This is a genomic window from Salinispora pacifica CNR114 (genome assembly GCF_000514775.1).
In the GTDB taxonomy this organism is placed as follows: Bacteria; Actinomycetota; Actinomycetes; order Mycobacteriales; family Micromonosporaceae; genus Micromonospora; species Micromonospora pacifica.
In genome coordinates this window covers 317,744-336,364 of sequence record NZ_AZWO01000001.1, presented here as the reverse complement: position 1 = coordinate 336,364, position 18,621 = coordinate 317,744, and the positions used below count along the sequence as shown (strand labels likewise).

General features: G+C 63.6%; 22 protein-coding genes. 21 read left to right on the top strand and 1 reads right to left on the bottom strand.

Features of this window, described 5'->3' with window-relative positions:
• The first annotated feature begins 16 nt into the window (after window positions 1–16).
• The 12 genes from B118_RS0101700 (at window position 17) to B118_RS0101640 (ending at window position 12,238) form a co-directional block, all read left to right on the top strand.
• The gene (locus B118_RS0101700; protein WP_043540976.1) at window positions 17–532 is read left to right on the top strand and encodes a hypothetical protein; all 516 of its coding nucleotides are present in this window, start codon (window positions 17–19) and stop codon (window positions 530–532) included.
• 14 nt (window positions 533–546) lie between these two features.
• Complete coding sequence (locus B118_RS0101695) at window positions 547–1,290, top strand: phage tail tube protein (protein WP_028192290.1); 744 nt, start codon at window positions 547–549, stop codon at window positions 1,288–1,290.
• 83 nt (window positions 1,291–1,373) lie between these two features.
• Window positions 1,374–1,715: a phage tail assembly protein gene (locus B118_RS0101690; RefSeq protein ID WP_018728522.1), complete on the top strand. Its 342-nt coding sequence runs from the start codon at window positions 1,374–1,376 to the stop codon at window positions 1,713–1,715.
• 65 nt (window positions 1,716–1,780) lie between these two features.
• Window positions 1,781–2,083, top strand: coding sequence for a hypothetical protein (locus B118_RS0101685; RefSeq protein ID WP_238323847.1), 303 nt, complete (start codon window positions 1,781–1,783; stop codon window positions 2,081–2,083).
• A gap of 47 nt (window positions 2,084–2,130) precedes the next feature.
• Window positions 2,131–4,887, top strand: coding sequence for a phage tail protein (locus B118_RS0101680; protein WP_155256528.1), 2,757 nt, complete (start codon window positions 2,131–2,133; stop codon window positions 4,885–4,887).
• Entirely contained in the window at window positions 4,884–6,992 is a 2,109-nt protein-coding gene (locus B118_RS32300; protein ID WP_202902311.1) for a phage tail family protein, read from the top strand. Before B118_RS0101680 ends, B118_RS32300 begins: the two co-directional genes overlap by 4 nt.
• Entirely contained in the window at window positions 6,993–8,591 is a 1,599-nt protein-coding gene (locus B118_RS27810) for a siphovirus ReqiPepy6 Gp37-like family protein (protein WP_080678004.1), read from the top strand.
• 71 nt (window positions 8,592–8,662) lie between these two features.
• A complete protein-coding gene (locus B118_RS0101665; protein WP_238323846.1) occupies window positions 8,663–9,340 on the top strand; it encodes a hypothetical protein in 678 nt (225 codons plus the stop codon).
• A gap of 98 nt (window positions 9,341–9,438) precedes the next feature.
• Window positions 9,439–10,407 (top strand): fibronectin type III domain-containing protein, encoded by a 969-nt coding sequence (locus B118_RS29745; protein WP_162173344.1) that lies wholly within the window; start codon window positions 9,439–9,441, stop codon window positions 10,405–10,407.
• A 9-nt stretch (window positions 10,408–10,416) separates the two neighbouring features.
• The gene (locus B118_RS0101650) at window positions 10,417–10,749 is read left to right on the top strand and encodes a DUF2746 domain-containing protein (RefSeq protein ID WP_018728529.1); all 333 of its coding nucleotides are present in this window, start codon (window positions 10,417–10,419) and stop codon (window positions 10,747–10,749) included.
• Between the two features lie 84 nt (window positions 10,750–10,833).
• The gene (locus B118_RS32645; RefSeq protein ID WP_238323845.1) at window positions 10,834–11,916 is read left to right on the top strand and encodes a peptidoglycan-binding domain-containing protein; all 1,083 of its coding nucleotides are present in this window, start codon (window positions 10,834–10,836) and stop codon (window positions 11,914–11,916) included.
• Between the two features lie 22 nt (window positions 11,917–11,938).
• The gene (locus tag B118_RS0101640) at window positions 11,939–12,238 is read left to right on the top strand and encodes a hypothetical protein (RefSeq protein WP_018728531.1); all 300 of its coding nucleotides are present in this window, start codon (window positions 11,939–11,941) and stop codon (window positions 12,236–12,238) included.
• Between the two features lie 66 nt (window positions 12,239–12,304).
• On the opposite strand, the gene B118_RS0101635 is transcribed toward B118_RS0101640, so the two are convergent.
• On the bottom strand, window positions 12,305–12,535 hold the full coding sequence (locus tag B118_RS0101635; protein WP_018728532.1) for a hypothetical protein: 231 nt from the start codon (window positions 12,533–12,535) through the stop codon (window positions 12,305–12,307).
• Between the two features lie 150 nt (window positions 12,536–12,685).
• Here B118_RS0101635 and B118_RS0101630 point away from each other — a divergent pair, with 150 nt between their 5' ends.
• The 9 genes from B118_RS0101630 (at window position 12,686) to B118_RS27785 (ending at window position 18,435) form a co-directional block, all read left to right on the top strand.
• Window positions 12,686–13,138, top strand: coding sequence for a hypothetical protein (locus B118_RS0101630; protein ID WP_018728533.1), 453 nt, complete (start codon window positions 12,686–12,688; stop codon window positions 13,136–13,138).
• Between the two features lie 700 nt (window positions 13,139–13,838).
• On the top strand, window positions 13,839–14,042 hold the full coding sequence (locus B118_RS31490) for a hypothetical protein (protein WP_155256527.1): 204 nt from the start codon (window positions 13,839–13,841) through the stop codon (window positions 14,040–14,042).
• A complete protein-coding gene (locus tag B118_RS0101620) occupies window positions 14,039–14,941 on the top strand; it encodes a hypothetical protein (RefSeq protein WP_238323844.1) in 903 nt (300 codons plus the stop codon). Before B118_RS31490 ends, B118_RS0101620 begins: the two co-directional genes overlap by 4 nt.
• A 63-nt stretch (window positions 14,942–15,004) precedes the next feature.
• Entirely contained in the window at window positions 15,005–15,514 is a 510-nt protein-coding gene (locus tag B118_RS0101615) for a hypothetical protein (RefSeq protein ID WP_018728536.1), read from the top strand.
• A gap of 138 nt (window positions 15,515–15,652) precedes the next feature.
• A complete protein-coding gene (locus tag B118_RS0101610; RefSeq protein ID WP_018728537.1) occupies window positions 15,653–16,087 on the top strand; it encodes a hypothetical protein in 435 nt (144 codons plus the stop codon).
• Between the two features lie 74 nt (window positions 16,088–16,161).
• Window positions 16,162–16,995, top strand: a complete 834-nt coding sequence (locus tag B118_RS27795; RefSeq protein ID WP_026323052.1) for an AAA family ATPase — start codon at window positions 16,162–16,164, stop codon at window positions 16,993–16,995.
• A gap of 4 nt (window positions 16,996–16,999) precedes the next feature.
• Window positions 17,000–17,458, top strand: a complete 459-nt coding sequence (locus B118_RS29740) for an endonuclease VII domain-containing protein (protein ID WP_018728539.1) — start codon at window positions 17,000–17,002, stop codon at window positions 17,456–17,458.
• 73 nt (window positions 17,459–17,531) lie between these two features.
• Entirely contained in the window at window positions 17,532–17,918 is a 387-nt protein-coding gene (locus tag B118_RS33815; RefSeq protein WP_043540966.1) for a CHC2 zinc finger domain-containing protein, read from the top strand.
• Complete coding sequence (locus tag B118_RS27785) at window positions 17,800–18,435, top strand: toprim domain-containing protein (RefSeq protein ID WP_420329447.1); 636 nt, start codon at window positions 17,800–17,802, stop codon at window positions 18,433–18,435. Before B118_RS33815 ends, B118_RS27785 begins: the two co-directional genes overlap by 119 nt.
• The last annotated feature ends 186 nt before the right edge of the window (window positions 18,436–18,621 follow it).

Sequence of the window (18,621 nt, the reverse complement as noted above, 5' to 3'; positions counted from 1 at the left end):
CGCGGAGGAGGCGCTGATGGCCCCCATCAGGCGAGACAGCGGGCTGCCGGACGCAGTGCGGGCACTGGTCGAACTGTCACCCGTGGAGGATCTGCTTTTGACGATCTTGCGCGAGGGGCTACCAGAAATCCAAGTCAGGACGCTCATCGCCGACAAACAAGTGTTCCCCCTGGTGTTGGTGCGCCGGTTGCCTCAGTTCGGTGTTTGGGGTGGCGACACCCGTTTCGTTGATGAGGCAGACATCGTCGTGCACACCTTCTGCGAAGACCCCAACGGGGACGAGGATGCTGCCCTGCTGGGCGAGGCGGTTCGGGTGGTCCTACGTGATGCCTGGTTCAACCACACGGTGGTGCCAGGTCGCGGCCACATCACTCATGTGGAGATGACCTCCGCTCCGCGGCGGGCCCCGGACTGGGCGACTGCCACCGGGCCCGTTCAGTACGCAGACCTGCCTACGGGGCTCCATCGATACGAGACCGTGTTCCGCGTCCAAATCCGTAGATCCCGAAACCGGCCCTTTCCGCTCCCCTGATTGGAGTAGCCCCTGTGGCCTTGAACGACAACGCCACCCTCGTCATCGGCAGTGGCAACTACTTGACCGCGCCGACCGGCACTGCGAAGCCTTCGGACTTGCTCCTCCCAGGTGCCCCCTGGGAGCCTGTGGGCCATACGAGCCTCGAAGACATCTTCGGGATCACGTCTGAGGGCGGCGAGGCCACCACCATCGGCACGCTCCAGAACAGCACCCTGCGCACCAAGTACAGCAGGCGAACCGAGACCATTAACTTCACGCTCCAGCAGTTCGACAAAGCGTCATTGCGCCTGTACTTCGGTGCCAACAGCCCCGAGCTACCGGACGGCACGATGGGCGTACCGAAAGACCCGCAACCGACCGTTTGCGCCTTTCTAGCGATCTTCGTAGACGGCGAGAATCACTTTGCGATCTACGCGCCGAAGACTGAGATATACCGGGCCGACGATATCGAGAGCAGTGACACTGAGTCACTTGCCAGCTTGCCGCTTGGTGTGAAGCCCCTGGCCTACATGACCAACGATTGGACCTTCGCGATCACCCCGTTGGGCGAGAATCACCAGGCTACCGGCGCGGATGCTGGCAGCCCGGGTACCTACACCCCGGCTGGCGCTATGGCCCCGACCGACCTGGCCACGATAGCCGCAGTGATCGCCAATCCGCTGTCCGCGTGGACCACGGGACAGTATGTGGTCCTAGGCGACAGCTCGAACGCCTATTGGGACGGTGACTCGTGGGAGGCCGGCGAGGCACCCTGACCCGACAGTAGGGGCCTTTTAGGAGATGTCTCAAGCCGTATTCCACCCATGCATGATCTACTTCCCCTGGAGACTCGCACATAATGCCTAACGCCCTCTCCCTCGACGATATTCGTGCTGCCGCTGATGCAAAGTACGCATCGCTCGACATTGCCCTCGGAGAGACCACGGTCTCCCTACTCAACCCGTTGCGCCTGGCCAAACGAAACCGGGATGCGCTAGGCAGCGTCCAGGAACGACTGACCGAAGACGGCGCGGACCAGGAAGCCCTACTTCGTGAGGCGTTGACCCTCGTCGCCCGCAACAAGCCTCAGGCGACCGCGCTACTGAGAGAGATTGGCGACGACCTCGCAGTCATGGCCACGATCTTCGAGCGCTACGTGGAGGGCACCCAGGCGGGGGAAGCCTCGCCCTCTGCCGACTGATCGACGCCTACGGTGAGGGGCTGCTGCCTGACCTCGCGTACCACTACGGGCTCAACCTGGTGGACGTGATCGAGGGGCGCGGTCCATCGCCGACCCTCGTCCTGGCGTACGTGCAGAGGCTGCCCGACACCTCCCTGACCGTTGCTCTCGCGTCCGGAGGCCGGGACCGATTCGGCTGGGGGCAGGACCGTTACCTGCTAGCCGACCTTTTCGACGCGATCACCACCAACACCCGGGCTACCGGCAACTGGCAGAAGGGCAAGGCACCGAAGTTCGACGCCTACCCGCGCCCTAGGTCGAAGTCACAGGCCGGGCCCAAGAAGCCTGCCTCGGTCGCTGACATCTACAAACGGCTCCAGCGGAGGTAGACATGCCGGATTCCGGACAGGTAATCGGGCGCATCAGCGTCAGAGTGATGCCTGACACCAGCAAATTCCGGTCGTCGACCCAACGCGAGCTGACCAAGATTCAGCGGCAGCTCAAGGATCTCAAGGTCCAGCTCGACATCGACAAGACCCACCTGAACCGGCTGAAGAAGGAGCTGCGGGACTGGGCTAGGGGCATCAGCCCTCTGAAGATCCAGGTCAAGCCTGAGCTGTTGACTGGTGCCGCCACCCTGGTCAATGCCCGGCTGCGCGCGGTCTCTCGGCCCCGCACGGTCGAGATCATTCCGCAGATCAATAATGCGGCCTTGGCGAACGTGGTCACAGCCCTGGCTGCCCTCAGCGGCGCTCGCGCGCTGCACAGCATCTTCGACACCCTGTACGAAAAGCTGATCAACTTGGACAAGGCCGTGCCCCTGATCGGCGCATTGGCCCTGGCGGTTGCTGGTCTCGCCGGCTGGGGTATCGCCGCGGCGAGCAATCTGGCCGCCTTGTCGGCCGCCCTGGCGCAGATCGCCCCCGCAGCCCTGGCGTTGCCCGGGATTTTCGGCGGGATGGCGATCGGCCTCGGGGCAACGGTCGCCGTCTTGAAGGACTTCACCACGGTCTTTCCGCAGGTCAGTGCCCAGCTATCCGCCCTCCAGGACAGGATGTCGGCTAACTTTTGGTCGGCGGCCAGGGCTCCAATTCAGGAGCTGATCAGTACCCTCCTGCCACAGTTCTCGGCCGGCATCGCGCACGTCTCGTCACATCTCGGCACCTTCTTCGGCCAGCTTGCCACCGCCTTCACGGGAACGTTCGACGGCGCTCTGGCCGGCATGTTCGACGACCTAACGGCTTCGATCGACATCGCCTCCGAGGCAAGCGAGGGCTTGGCCAGTATTTTCGCGACCCTCGGGTCGGTCGGTGCCGGCTACCTGCCCCGGCTCGCCCAGTGGTTTGTTGACATCACGAACAGCTTCGACGCCTGGCTCTCCGGGGCCGCGGCGGATGGTCGGCTCGACGACTGGATCGACACCGCGCTCATGCAGCTCACCGCGCTGGGCGATGTGATCAAGCACCTCTCGTCGACGTTCGCGGGCATTGGCCGGGCGGCTACGGCCGGCGGCGGTTCGTCGCTCGGCGCGATGGCCGACACCCTCGGCCGAGTCGCGGCGGTGGTCAACTCTCCCGCTTTCCAAGCGACGCTCACGAACGTGTTCGCCACAGCGCACGAGATGATGAGCAACATCGCCTCGGGCGCGGGCCCTCAGCTCGAACGGCTGTTCACCAGCCTGGCGAACACGTTCACCACGCTGGGCCCGTTGATCGGGGCAACGCTGGGTGTCGCGCTGGGTGCCATAGCTGGCGCGTTGGCGGACCCTGCTATCCAGAGGGGTATCGAGGCCCTGATCGTCGCGATGTCGGCTGCGGTCTCTGCCCTGGCTCCCGCGATGGCCCCGCTCGCCGGGGTCATTGGCCTGATCGCCCAGGTCGCTGGTCAGCTCTTGGCCGCGTTGGGACCGATCGCTGCGGTGCTGATCGAGGCGCTGGCCATCGCGTTCACTGCGATCCTGCCGGCCCTGATGCCGGTGGTCGACATCCTCGGCGGTGCGCTGCTCCAGATTGTTACCGCGCTGGCTCCGCTTCTGGGGCTGCTCGGAATGGTCATTGGTGAACTCCTAACCGCGATCACTCCGCTTTTGCCTGTTCTGATCAACCTGGTGACGGCGATCCTTACCCCACTGATCGACATCGTCATGCAGATCGTGATGGCAGTCCTGCCGCCATTGGTCGCCGCGATCACGGGCCTGGTCGCGGCCTTGACCCCAGTGCTCACCGTCATCGCGGCGTTCGCAAACTGGCTGCTCGACCTGCTCGCGCCAGCGATCGTCTGGGTCGGCGAGGTTGTCATTGGCGCCTTCATCGACATTATCAACGCAATCAAGGACGTATTTAAAGGCGTCACTAGCTATGTTATGGGGGTCTGGAACGTCTTCGCGGGCCTATTCACCGGTGACTGGAGCCGAATGTGGACCGGCATCCAGCAGGTCTGGACCGGCATCTGGGACGCCATCAAGGGTGCCTTCGTCCTGATCCTCGCCTTCCTCGGGGGGAGTGTCCTCAAGGGCGCGCTCAAGGGGATTACGAGTCTCTGGGGCAACGCTTGGAGCGCGATCAAGCGGATTGCGCTGGAGCTGTGGGACAGCATCAAGGGGCGATGGGGATCATTCCTGGACGACCTCAAAGCCGCCCCGGGCAATGCGCTAGATGCGATCAAGAAGCTGTTCCGCGGAGCCTTCGACGATGTTCGCGCCGCGGTTGAACTGCTGCGCAAGGGCGTCGTTGATACTTTCCGCAATGCCAGTACCCTCCTACACGACGCCGGCAAAAAGATCATCGATGGCCTCATAAGGGGCATCAAATCAATGGTCGGCAAGGTCAAGGGCACCCTCAATTCAATTACCAACCTGATCCCCGACTGGAAGGGCCCGGCCTCTGAGGACCGAAACCTTTTGGTTGACGCCGGCCGAATGGTCATGGACGGCTTCATTAATGGCCTGGAATCCCGCTACGGCATGGTGCGCCGCTCCCTGGCCGAGCTGACCAAAGATGTTGCCAGCACTGAGTTTGCTATTCCGGGCGCGACCGGCGGCATTCATTCCCGGCTAGCGGCAGCCCTGGATGGGGCCGAGCAGGAGGCCGTCGTTCAAAAGATCCTCAACTATCACGCGGCCCCGGGATCCTCGCTGTCCAGCGAGGAAGACCTGTTCAAGGCCGCCGGACGCGCACGGATGGTGGGCTGGTGAGACTGCAACTGGAGTCGGCTACCGATGTCATTAACCTCGATGACGTCCTGATGCGGGGCGAGGGGTTTCAGGCCATGCCGGGCCTTACGGGCCTCGGCCTCCCAGACATCTCCACCCAGTGGCTCGCGGGCGCTGGCGACGGTGCCCTGTTTCGGGGGCAGCGGGTGTTGCCCCGGGACATCGACCTCCCGCTCTATTTTTCCGCACCCGACCGCGCGGGCCTCCAGCGGCTAGTGTCCCGGCTGGCGCTCATGATGGCGGGACCGTGCACCTTGCGTCTGGTCGAGGATGGCGGGTCGAGCTGGTATACCGAGGTACGCCGAGTCGGGGGCGGTGACTACGTCTACGGCGTCGACACCATTGGGAACCAAGACCTGCGGCTGGTCCTCACCCTGCGCGCCGGCCAGCCGTATTGGACCTCCTCAGTCGAAACGCGCAAGGTCATCGAGCACGGCAGCGGTGGTCGCGGCCTACTGCTCAGCGGACTAGCCAGGCTCCAGGTCGCCGCCAGCCAGGCTATTGGCTCAATGACGCTGGAGAACACGGGTGACGCTCCCGCCTACCCGGTGTGGGAGGTGAACGGCCCGGGAAGCGCCTTCCATGCCCGGTCCGTGGAGGGGCATGAGTTCATGTGGGTGGGCACCCTTTTGCCCGATGAGAAGCTGATCGTCGACACTGGCTCCGGCGCGGTCACGGACGGCACCGGGGTCAATCGCTACGCCGAGCTTGCTCCCGCTCCGAAATTGTGGTCAATCCCGCCCGGCACGACTACCGCACACGTCTCCCTGGAGGACACTTCAGCCGGCACCCTTGCCCCAAGGGGCGCTCCGATCTGGACTAATTATGTCACCAATCCCCGCGGCGAGAATGCGACGGGGGAAACGGTGGTGCGGAGAAATTACTTCCGTAACCCCTCTCAAGAGCCCGGCGGTGACCGTGACATCGGGGGCGGCTGGATATGGGCCTCCGAATTCGGCTTCGACGCCACGGCGGCCTACTCGGGCACTCGGTCCTCCTGGATGACCACAAGCAACGCGGACGGCACCAGGGCTGCCGGCTTCTACATTTATGACCTCATGGCCGGTCAGGTGGCCGAAGGCGACCCACTCACCTGCTCTGTTTACATGCGCAGTGACGAACCGTGCGAAATGCAGGCATCAATGGTTGCCTACAGCGCCGACTTCGATGAACTGGCCCGCATCGAGGGACCAGTCGCTGACCTCCCGGCGAACACCTGGACCCGAGTGCACGTGACAAGCCAGTCAATGCCGGCAGAAGTGGACAAGGTCTATATTGAGGTTGTAACAACTGACATCAATGTACCTCACCCGCCGGACGGCACGGCTCTCTGGTGGGATGCGGTGCTGTATGAAAAGACGACCGTTCTGGATAGCTACTTCGACGGCAGCACGGACCCTACGGATGGAGTCACCTACCGGTGGGTGGACATGGCTCACGGCTCAGTCTCGGAGGCCGTGGCCCCGCAGTCGGTAGGGCAGGCGGTCAGCGTCTCCGGTGACTCAGCCTGGTTTCCGTATTGGGCCGCCGGCACCGCTGGCACCCGCCACCAGCGGTGGCGCGCTGTCGCCGGTAGCCCGACTACCAGCAACCGCGTAGCCAGGTCCACGGCCGTGTCGCATACCGACATCACCGCCGGACAGCAGTACACGCTGCTGGTACGCATGCGGATGGCAGGCTGGCCGTCCGACGAGGTCTCACTACGAATCGCCAACGAGGCAGGCTCTGCTGAAGTGATGCCCAGCACCCATGTCTTCGGCGTGGGTGCTGGCTGGATGGACGCGCGGATACATTTCACCGCGCTCGCCGACGCTGGGACAGATGCGGACATCGGGCTCCATATCAGCCTACCCGACACCCTATCCCCGACCACGCATGGGCAGTTCGACCTAGCCCACTGGGCACTCATCAGCGGCAGCTACACCGGTTCCTACTTCGATGGAGACAGCCTGGACTCCCTGACAACGGGCGTCCACCAATGGACGGGCGTGAACCACGCCTCCGCCTCAACCCGCTCCCTCCCGCAGGTTGTCGGCCGCTCGTCGATTTCCTGCACCTGGCGGCCACGCAGATGGATGGTGATCTGAGTGATCCTCGCGGACATCACCGTCGAGATTAGGGACAAGACCCTCACCCGCCTAGGCCAAGTCCGCCACGAAGAACTGGACCTGGAGCTATCCGACCTGCACAACAACGTTGGTAGCTGGCGGCTGCGACTGACTGCGGATCACCCCCTAGCGGGCGCTCTACGCCAGCCCGGCTCCGGCATCGTGGTGACGGGCCCAGATGGTCATGAGGCGTTTTCCGGACCTACGGCCCGGCAGGAAAGCCGCGCCACGGCCGACGACCCCGCTGGCACTATCACTTTTGAGGGAGTGACGGACACCGTCCTACTGGCGGACCACCTGGCGCTGCCTGATCCGACTAACCCCGACCTCGATGGCCAGGCCCTGGCCCACGACGTGCGAACCGGCCCAGCGGAGTCGGTGATGCACGCCTTCGTCGCCGCGAACATCGGCCCGGCTGCGCCAGCCGAGCGCCGGCCTACCGGACTGCTGACTAGCCACCTCGTCATGGGCGCGGACCTTGCCCGCGGCGAGCAGGTCACCAAGAGCACCCGCTTCGCGATCCTCGGCGACCTGCTCGCCGAGCTGGCCGGACCAGACAGCTTAGGATTTCGTATCATCCAGCGCGGCGCCAGTCTGGCCTTCGAGACCTACCAGGTCAATGATCGATCGGCAGAAGTCCGCCTGGACGTGTACAACAACACACTGGCCGGGCATCGTGTGGCGGTCACGCCACCGGGCGCGACCCGCGTCCTGGTCGCTGGCCAGGGCCAGTTGACCGAGCGGCAGTTCCTGGAAATAGAGACTGCCGAGTCCCTGGCCGCCGAGGGCGCGTGGGGCCGGCGCATTGAACGGTTTGTCGACCAGCGCAACACCGACGACTGGGACGAGCTAGCCCGAGCCGGCCAAGAGGTGCTGGACGAGGAGGGCTTCGCCGCCCTCGCCGTCCAGGCTGTTCCGATGGAAGATTCCAGCATGCAGTTCGGCCGCGACTGGTACCTGGGCGACCGGGTAGGCGTCACAGTCGAGGCCCGCCCGCTCGCCTCCACTGTGACCGGGTACATCCTCAGGGCCAACTCGGAGGGATTCCGGATCGGGGCCCTGATCGGGTCACCCCGCGCCGACCCCAGCTCGGCGAGCAGACTCGGCATCGCCGAAAAACGGATCTCCCTGCTGGAGCGGAACGCGGAGAACCCGAACACGCTGCCCCCCGACCCGCAGGTGCTGTCGTATAGCAACGCAATTCCGGTCACCGCAACGTCCTGGGCCGACCTGCCCAACCTCGGGACCATCAGCCTCACCCTGCCCCAAGACGCCATCGTCCAGGTCGAGTTGGGCGCCTGGTTGTCGGCCGGATATGTCGACTCGACGACCATCCGCTGCGGCGTCAGCGTCAATGGCACTGCCCCGCAGTCGTGGGCTGGTGGGGCCTGGGGGCAGGTGTTGTATGTGGGCACCCATGGCACTCAACCCGGCGGCGGCCAACACTCCACCAGCATGACCACCCGCCTGGATGCGGGTTCATACACCTTCCGGGCGCGAGCATACAAAACCGGCAACGGCGCAACCGGTGTTGCCTACCCAGCACTGCGGGTAACCCCAATCCGCTGGGCCAACTAACGCCCCACCCACCACCAGCCCCAAGCGCTAGGCGCGGGGGCTTCTCCATGCCGAGGACTGTAGGACTGCCTGTGATCAGCGCGTACCCCTTCGACGGCCAAGAAACAACGGAAACCCAATACTCCAACCTGTTTCGGGAACTTCAGGACTCCGGTGTTGCCGACACGCACGGCGGGGCCGGCTTCCAGGTGTCTGGCGACCCAGGTGGGATGAACGTCTTCGTGCAGCCGGGCTTCGCCATCGTTCGCGGCCATGCCGTCGTATCGACTGCTGTCGAGACGGTGCCGGTACCGCCCTCTGGCACGTCCGCCCGCACAGACCGCACCATTCTGCGCCTAGACCCCGCCGCGGACTCGATCACACTGGAAGTCCTGGAGGGAGTCCCCGGCGGCGGGCTCCCAGCCCTCACGCAGACCGACACCGGCAGGCATGAAATCTCCCTCGCTCGCATGCCGATCGACGCGAACGTAACCGGGATCGCCGGGGTGGTCGATGACCGCGAGTTCGCCGGTCTTCGCGTTCGCGGCTGGACCACCGACACGCGCCCGACCGCCCCCCGCAAGCCGCAGCTCGGCTTCAACGCTACGACGGGGCGCTGGGAGTACTACAACGGCTCGGCCTGGGAGGGCCTAATCCCCAACCCGGTCGAGAACTCGACCCGGTGGCACGGATATACGCTAACGGTCTCCACCACCACTCCGTCAGGTGCGCCGACTACGGACCGCATCTGGATTCAGCCGGTCGGCTGAGGCGCATGGCAACCACATGGGGTAGCAGCTCAGGTCACCTCCGGGTAGGCATTAACTGTTGGACGTCCACCCCCGGTGCATCGAGCACATCCGTCACCGTGTATCTGCGCGTCTACGTCAGGGTTACGGACGGCTGGAGATTCGACGACAATCAAAATTACAGCATCAGCGGCACGGGTGGCGGCACAGGCACATACCACAACAGCCTGGACGGCACCGGTGCCACGAAGTTGATCTACAGCAAGAATTTCACTGCCAGCATCAGCCACAGTGGCGGACCTACCTACTCATGGACGGCCGCCATCTCCGGGATGTATAACGGCGGCACACCGAGACACACACGTTCTCTTTCCCTGCCGGCCCGCCCTCCGAGCGCGCCAAGCGCCCCTGGGACGCCCACGGCCAGTTCCGTCACCGCCACCTCGGCACGGTTGTCCTGGTCCACCCCGTCCAACAACGGGCGCTCCCTGGACTACAACGCTGGGCAGTTGTCACGAAACTCCGCCTTCACGGACCTCGTCCACACCTGGAGCACGCCAGGCTGGGGCACGATCCGGACCATCGTCGGGCTGCCACCCGGCACCACTCTCTACGCCCGAGTGCGGGCGCGCAATTCCGTGGGCTGGGGTTCCTACTCCGGCTCCAGGGCGTTCACCACCAGCGCCAAAGCGCCGAGTGCACCCACCACGCCGAGTTTCAGCACTATCACCGCGACCACCGCCTCAGTGTCCTGGTATGCGCCATCTGACACTGGCGGCGCGTCCATCACTGGATACGAGATCGCCCGATCCGTGAACCCGTCCTTTACGGACGTGACCACCGTGACCGACTCAGCATCACCCGCAACCCTGTCCGGCCTGCTCCCGGGCACCACCTACTACATACGGATTCGCGCCATCAACGCAGTCGGCGTGAGCCCGTGGTCCCCAACGGCGTCGGCCACCACGCTGAGCGGTGTCAAGGTCGGCGATGGCGCTCGGTGGCGCGATGCCATCGTATGGATTGGCAGTGGCACCCGGTGGGTCATGACCCAGGTCAGGGCAGGTGACGGATCAACCTGGAGGTGAGACTGCCGCGTGCGCCCCGCCCTCGCTCTCTCCCTCGATCCGGCCGTACAGGCGGCCATAGTTACCGCCCTCGGCGCGATAGCCGTCGCCTTCATCGGCCTACTGGTTGACCTGCTACGCAGACAGCACAAGCACCTCGCCGAGGTGCGCGAGCATGTCACCAACGCCCACGACACCAACCTCCGCGACGACATCGACCGCGTCCTCGCCGGGCTGGACCAGGTCATCGAGACGCAACGTCAGCAGGGCCGAGACATCAACGGTCTGCGCGATGACATCCGCCACGAACGCTTAGAGCGGATGGATGTCGCCCGCCGCCTTGACCAGCACATGACTGGTTGACTCGCCCCAACTCCTAGCCGCCTGATGCCGCCGCGGCCAAACCACCGCCTCACGCAACCAATCCCGCCTTTGGAGAATCCGCCCATGGCAAAAGCACCGAACCCAATTCCCACTCGAATTCATAACAGCATGTGGGAACTGGCGGGCAACATCATCGCCCTAGAGAGTGGCGACCTGACCCTGTCGGGCATTTACGCCAATAAACCCGGTTACCACAACACCCGTGACGCCAACGCGAAAACTAACTACTCCGTTACCCACGCTGACGACAAGGCAGGCCCCGGCGACAAGGCCGCAGCCGTCGACATTACCTCCCGGTCAGCGCAACGCGGCGACTACAGGATCATCGCTAAGTACACCCAACGGCTACTCAGTGCGGCCAAAGCCCGGGACCCCCGCATGGCCGGTTGGCGCGAGTTCTTCGGCCAGGCTGACAGCGACAGCCAGGTCGAGGGCTGGGACATCCGCAAGGGCAGGGCGTCAGTCAGCGACAAGTCCCACCTGTGGCACATCCACATTTCCGAGGTGCGGAGATACGTCACGTCCTACACCAATAAGCATGCCCTGCTGTCAGTCCTCAAGGGCGAAACCTTGGACCGCTACCTTGCGGCAGGCGGCAAGCTCGTTGCCGGCCAGGCTCCGCCCGCCCTGGGCGACCGAGTGCTCAAGCGAGGCATGCAGGGCCAGGACGTGCGCACCGGTCAGGAGCGGCTGAACGATCACGGCGCGAACATCGCGGCCGACGGCGACTTCGGCCCTGCCACCGAGGCTGCGGTGATCGCGTTCCAGCGTGCCAGGACGCTGGCCGTGGATGGCGTGATTGGCCCAAAGACCACGGCGGCACTCAAGGCCACCCCGGGCCTGGCCGTGGATGGGCGGTTGGGGCCGAAGACGGTCCGACGCTGGCAGCAGGTTATGGGCACCCCGGCCGACGGCGTGATCTCCAACCCGAGCGAGTTGGTACGCGCTGTACAGCTCGTACTGAAGTCGCGGGTCGACCGAAACCTGGTGGTTGACGGTCGTGGTATCGCGCAGGACGGTCGGAGGTACCACACCGTGAGCGCGCTCCAGCGGTATCTGCGCACCCCGGTCGACAGTGTGATGTCTAGGCCGACATCCACGGTAGTAAAGGCTCTCCAGCACCGACTCAACGCCGGCCGCTTCTGACTTTTCGACGAAGGAGTCTCGCGTGAATGATCACTCCCCGTACAAGGACATCACCAGCGAGGATCTGGCGGCCGGCGATGCCCGGCGCAGGCGTATCCGTACCCGCTTTCAGGCATTTGTCTCCGCCTGCTCGGTCCTCCTGGTCGCGGTCCCTGTGGCCATGGAGCAGATCGAGGGTAATGTCCCGCCCAACGTCTACGCCTACCTCGCGGCAGGGGCTGGCGGCACCGTCGCTGTGGCCAGTGTCGTGACCCGGGTGATGAACACCCCGGTGGTCGCCGACTTCATCGACGCGCACATCCCCTGGCTCAGCCGATCCTGATCTGTGATCCTGTGACAAAACGCGCCCCACTTGCAACTCGCTTGCAGGTGGGGCGCTATCCCTGTCTCACGACCCCTTCAGCTTCTCGATGTCCTCCATCGTGGCGACCGGGACTCGGCCGGGGCGGCGGACAACCGGCCGATCTTCGATCTTTGCTTGCAGGTCGAGGATCGGCTTGGCGTCATCTTCACACAAGTCGACGCTGACGGATCCATCCTTGCTCTTGATCGTGTACGGCAGGGCGTCCTTTGACCTGTCCCCGCATATATCACAGATCGTAAGATTCATCTTGGCCATGCAGTACCTTCCTGCTAACCCTCGGTGGCCTCTTTGTGACTGATTGAATCCTATCACACGACTACTGTGAGTTGACAAGCCCACTTACGGTAAGGCACAGTTGCACATGTTTACCGTGGGGCCGGGGGCTGGACGCGACAGGGGGCGCAAGTGCCAAGTTCGAAGATCCAGAACGAGCAGGAGTTAATCCGCTGGTTCGAGGAGCGCAGAAGCTATCAGTGGATGGTCCAGGAGTACAAGCGGAAGTACGACATCGATGTCGTCCCGTCATTCTTTGGTAACTTTCGGCGGCGCCGGGGCCTAGAGCGCCGCACACTACGAAACGACGACCTGCTGCCATGGTTGCTTAAGGATGAACACCGCTGGCTGTTCCCGGCCCAGATGCTACGGGCCGAGGCCCGCCGGAGAGCCGGCAAGACGCTGAAGCCAGACGAGGAGAAGCGGGTCAAGAACTTCGTCGACCGCCTCAAGCGTGATGGCCTGGTAGTCCATTACGACATCGAGACAAAAGAGGGGTTCTTCTACGTGCCAGCGCGCAAGCAGGACACAGACTTGGTGCGCAAGCCCGAACGCAAGACAACCACTCGCCCCCGAGTGGACTGAAGGGAGCCTTGGCCACGTCCAAGGGGTTCGGAGGCTATAGAGCTCAGACGGATGTTGCAACCGACCTGTCGCCACACTGGAGGGTCGCCGTCCAGCACGCCACCGGCGCACTTCTGTCAGCATCCGGCCATGTGGTCCCGTGGATTTGATAGCCGGCGGCTCGCTGGGCACCACCGGCCCCAAAACCGCACGTCGTGCCGCTGCCAGGCCGGAATCTGCTCCGGCTTCAGCGTTAGCTGCTGGTGTGGGTGCTCATGCCCAGCTCGTGACTACAGGACCGCGGCACATCTTCGCCGGCGACCGTCCACACGACTCACTCACCCGGTCGCCGCCGTTCGTTGGGGCGTGACAGCTCCTGCCACTCAAGAGCGCCCCCCTCCGCTCGGAAATCTGCAACCGTATCCAGGCGAGCGTGCGAATCAAGGCCCCGGCCCGGAGGCCAGTCTCCGATCAGTGCAGACGTTCGGACAACCCTCGCCAACCCCCGCGTCCCACGTCAAAGGTGCTGCGTCCACAGTGTGGCAGGGGTTGCAAAGATCAGATAGGGTTCGAACTACTTGGATCAGCCGACAGGAACTTCGCCGATCACAGTTGCACACGCTCAACCAGTCAAGTATGGTGATCTTTCCACTCGGCGACACCGCAAACGCCCACCGTGGGGGACGGGAGCCGGCAAATGCGTCACACAAGGGCCGCGAAAGTGACAGTCCACATCGACCCCGAGAACTGGGACTGGCATATTGACCTACAACCAGGGTACGTGGCCGAGGAGTATGAGCACGCCGTGACTCTGGTTGAGGCTCGGGGTATGGAGGTGTACGACAGCGATGAGTGCGAGCCCGACCTACTGGATGACGGGACCATCCGCATTTGGATGAGCCCGAAGGAGGCAATACCCACGTGACCGAGTTCGGCAGACCGCAACCCCGGCAGGCGGTGGACGAGCAACCCCGGGACCGCTTCGGAAGGCCCCTCATACACGTACCGAGCAAGGACAAGCTAGTCGCCTACACTCGGGCCACTACCTTCATCGATGCAATAGAGGACCGTTCAAGCTTAGAGCGCTGGCAGAAGCGGATGGTACTAATCGGGGCGACTCGCGACCCAGACGGGGTCCGGCTCGCTGGGAACCTAGACCCAGCCAACGACAAAAAGCAGCTCAACTCGCTGGCGGACCGGCTGGTAGAGGCAGCAGGCGCGCATGACAAGCGGAACAAGGGCTCGCACCTGCACTATCTGTCCGAGTGCGTCGATCGAGGCGAGCCTCTTCCGAACGTGCTGAAGCGCCCTGGGCGGCCATCAGTGCTGGTAACTGAGCAGGACCGTCAGGACATGGCCGGCTACATGCTTGCCACAATGGACCTAGAGGTGGTCCAGGTCGAGCAGTTGGTGGTGGTTGACGACATGCTAGTGGCCGGCACTCCTGACCGAGTGTCCCGCTACGACGGACCCGGCCCCGGCCGCTCCCCGGGGGCGCCGGAGTACGCGCCGGACAGCATCAGCGGCAGCCTGATCGTGGACCTGAAGACGGGCAACAAAGCCTACGGGGCGCTAAAACGAGCCATGCAGCTCGCGCTGTACTCACGTGGGCAGAGCTACGACTGGCGGACTCAGGAACGCACGCCACTGCCTGACGTCAATCAGGACTGGGGGCTGATCGTCCATCTACTTCCGGGTGGCGGCTCGACGGTCGTCGAGTGGATTGATCTGCGGATCGGTTGGCAGGCGGTGAAGGTGGCCCGCCAGGTGCGGGAGCTGCGCCGGGTGCGGAGCATCGAGTTTCCGCTCCAGATCAGCATGTGATGTTGACACCGATTCGCAATCGGAGTACTGTGAAGTTGTGAGCGTAGAGGAGCTGATCCACCAGTGAGTACCGTTAGCGGCACGAAGGGCCGCGGACTCCAGGTAACGATCAAGTATGGCAAGGGCCATGAGGAGACCTGGGTATCCTTCGCTGGCTCCCGGGAAGAGATCCATGAGGATATCGTCGAGTACTTCGACCTCGATCCAGACAGCCTTGCCGGCCTAAGCCTGTCGGATGTCGTCGTGTCGGCCACCAACCTGGCCCACGCCAAGGGCAACCTAGCCGGAGCTTTGGGTGCGACCGTCATCCCACCAGGTCGGGAGTACACGCCGGCCGCTCAGTCCAGACCACAGGGCGATGTCTGGAATGCCGTCGGCCAGGCCGTCCAGGCTGGGGCCACGGAATCGGCGGAGCCGACCGAACCCAAGCGACCGATGCTCGCTCTTATCGAGGCTGAGAAGACAGAAAACGGGCTCAAACGGCTGTACGCGGAGCACCCGACCGAGTTCAGGGACGCCGGCCTACTGGAGGCCTGGAAGGCACGGGGCAGGGCGCTGAGAGCGGCGACGTAGGTGGCGAGTCCGTTCGGCGGCTTTCATACGCGGTGAGCTATCGAACCACCAGCCCACGGCGCTAGCCCCTACCTGCGCGAGCCAACCCATAGTCCAAACAGCACGATGTGATCGTGTGACCAACAGAGGAGCCAATCGGTGTCCATCTTCGGCAAGCCATCCGCTGGCGAGTTCTTCAGGCCGGCACATCACATGAACGACTTGGCCCTACTCATTGAGACAAAGTCAATCCGTAGAAACGTGCCGAACACCTATCAGGGGGTGACTAGCACCCGCGACGAGGTCGTCGCCGACATCACTATCTTCAGCACCTCGGAGTCCCTGGACAAGGGGCAGCCAAGCAAGGTGCTAAAGGGCGCGACGATCACCCACAAGTACCTGACGCCAGACCTGGAGGCGTTCGTCGACAAGCCGTTCCTTGCCATCGTTACGCGGAAGACATTCGCAAATGGCGGGTCCGGCTTCGTGTGGCGGGGCACCGACCCCTCGGTCGAGGGGAAGGTCGAGAACTACTTCACCAGCCGAGAAGAGGCCGTCACCAGGGCACTGGCCAACGTTCCAACTTTCGACTGAAGTGTGAACTTGTGAGCGAGTGGGTAGCCAAACGGGCTGCCCACTCGCCCACTCAGCGAGGAGGTGGAGACAGAGTGCTGACAGCCGACAGATCCCTCGCCCTGTACGCGGAATCCGGCAAGGAACTACCCCGCGTTCCGGCGCTCCAGGCGCTCTACGAGCGCGGGACTCGCCCTCGACATGGTGAGGTCATCATGATCGCTGGCCGCAGCGGGACGCAAAAGAGTGGATTCGCCCTATTCTGGGTCGCGCAGATGGGACTACCCACCTTGTACTTTAGCGCCGACATGTCGGCCTTTACTGCTTCGTCGCGACTGGCCTCAATGGCAAGCGGCGACACGGCTGCGGTGGTCGAAAAGGGCATGGCGATGGGCGGGAAGTACCGCCAGAAGTACCTTTCCGCCCTTAGGCGGAGCAAAATCCAGTTCTCCTTCGGCTCCCCCATCACCTGGCAACAGGTGGACGAGGAGCTGGAAGCGTACGTGGAACTGCATAATCGGTACCCCGAGGTCATCGTCTTTGACAATCTGATGGACTTCGATCGGGCCGAATCCGACTACACCGAGCAAATGTCGGTTATGTCGATGGGCACCGAGCTGGCCCGCAACACCGGGGCTACCACGATGTTCCTTCACCACGCCAGCGACAAGACCTGGGACGCCAAGAGTAATCCCTGGTTGCCACCCAGCCGGGATCAGGTGAAAGGCGGTCTTTCGGAGAAGACTGAACTGTCCCTGTCTGTAGCCCTCGACCCAAACACCCTGGAGTACCGAATAGCGACGATTAAGCAGCGTATGGGCCCGAGTGACCCCTCAGGGCGCAAATACGCGATCGTGTACTGCGAACCCGAACTAACCCGGTTCAACGCCACTCCCCACTCGTCCAGTGCGCGAACCCTAGGAGTGTGATCCTGTGAGTACCGGAAGGAGAGTCGGTTCGGACCGCCATCGGGGTAAGCCGTGCGTCGACTGCGGCAAGAAGAAAGGGCCGAACCAGCAGGTCCACATCCGCTGCTACCGGTGCGGGCTGGCGAAACGGCGGGAGCGCAGAGACCGAGCGCACAGTCGGCGAATCGAGCAGGTTTACGGCATTACCGGTAATGAATACAACACGCTCTTGTCCTTCCAGGGCAGATGCTGTGCCATCTGCCGACGGGCCACGGGCCTAACCAAGCGACTCGCCGTGGACCACGACCACGCTCTGGCGGCAGAGCGTGGCAGTCGAGCTTCTGTGCGTGGCCTTCTCTGCTCCCCCTGTAACGACACTCTGGCGCATGCCCGGGACGACCCACATTTCCTGCGCCGCGCCATCGACTATTTGACCACCCCGCCTTCACGGGAGGTGTTAAACCTTGACCAGCCATTACGGTAGTACGGGGCCACAGTTGTAAGGTCCGCGACGACCTGCTCTTGCTGGCCGACTTCTCCGAGGTGGAGGTGAAGAGATGAGCGTCGATCGGCCGGACTTGGTGGAGGTGCTGGAGCACTACGGCGTCCAGGTCAATTCGTACAGGGTCACGCAGATGGTGCGGTGCCCGCTTCAGGACGAGGACCGTACACCGTCGATGTCCATAGACCTGAAAGCCGGGCTGTGGAACTGTCACTCCTGCGGAAAGGGAGGCGACAGCTTCACGCTAATCATGGAAAAGGAGGGGACGACCTTTGTCGGAGCAAGAGCCCTTGCAGCCACTCTCGACCTCACAGCGGGAAGCGCTGGAGGAAGCGACGACGGCGTACGAGGGTCAGCTTACGGAGGACGCCGCGAGGTACCTGATCGGACGAGGCATCGGACAGGCCGAGGCGGCTACATTCCGGCTTGGCGTCGTCATTGACCCGTTCCCGGGCCACACGAAGTACCGAGGAATGCTGGCCATCCCGTATCTGGACCGCTCCGGCAAGCCACTCTCGATCCGGTTCCGCTGCATCGTGAAGCATGAGCACCGCCACTTCTCTCACGGCAAGTACAACACTGTAAGGAACGAGCCGGTTCGCTGCTTCAACGTCGGTGCGATCTTCCGTGCCGACGATGAGCTGCACCTCACCGAAGGTGAGTTCGACGCGATCGTCCTCAACAAGATCGGGCTACCAGCGGTGGCCCTACCAGGGGCCAACGCCTTCAAGCCCCGTCACCGACGAATGCTGGCCGGCTTCTCACGGGTCTGGATCTGGGGAGATCCGGACGACGCTGGTGCGGAGTTCACGAACAAGGTCTGTCGCTCGCTGCGGCAAGCGAAGGGCCTACGGCTGCGGACCGGCGACGTGACCGACACGTACCTGGTCGGCGGGGAAGAGGCTCTACTGGCCCTCCTGGAGGAGGAAAGGAGGCGAGCAACCAATGACCGAGTGTGAAACTGTGAGCAGGCCCAATTCGAAGCTCCAGGTCGCCCTAGACGCGATGAGCGATGCCATAAGAGTCGCGTTCATGCGCCACCTCGACGGCGATACCAGCGCAGAGTATCTGTCCGACTGGCTAGAGCGGGCCGGCACCCCGGTCTCCCCGTCCAGCATCCGTACCTACAGGCGCACGGTGCGTCG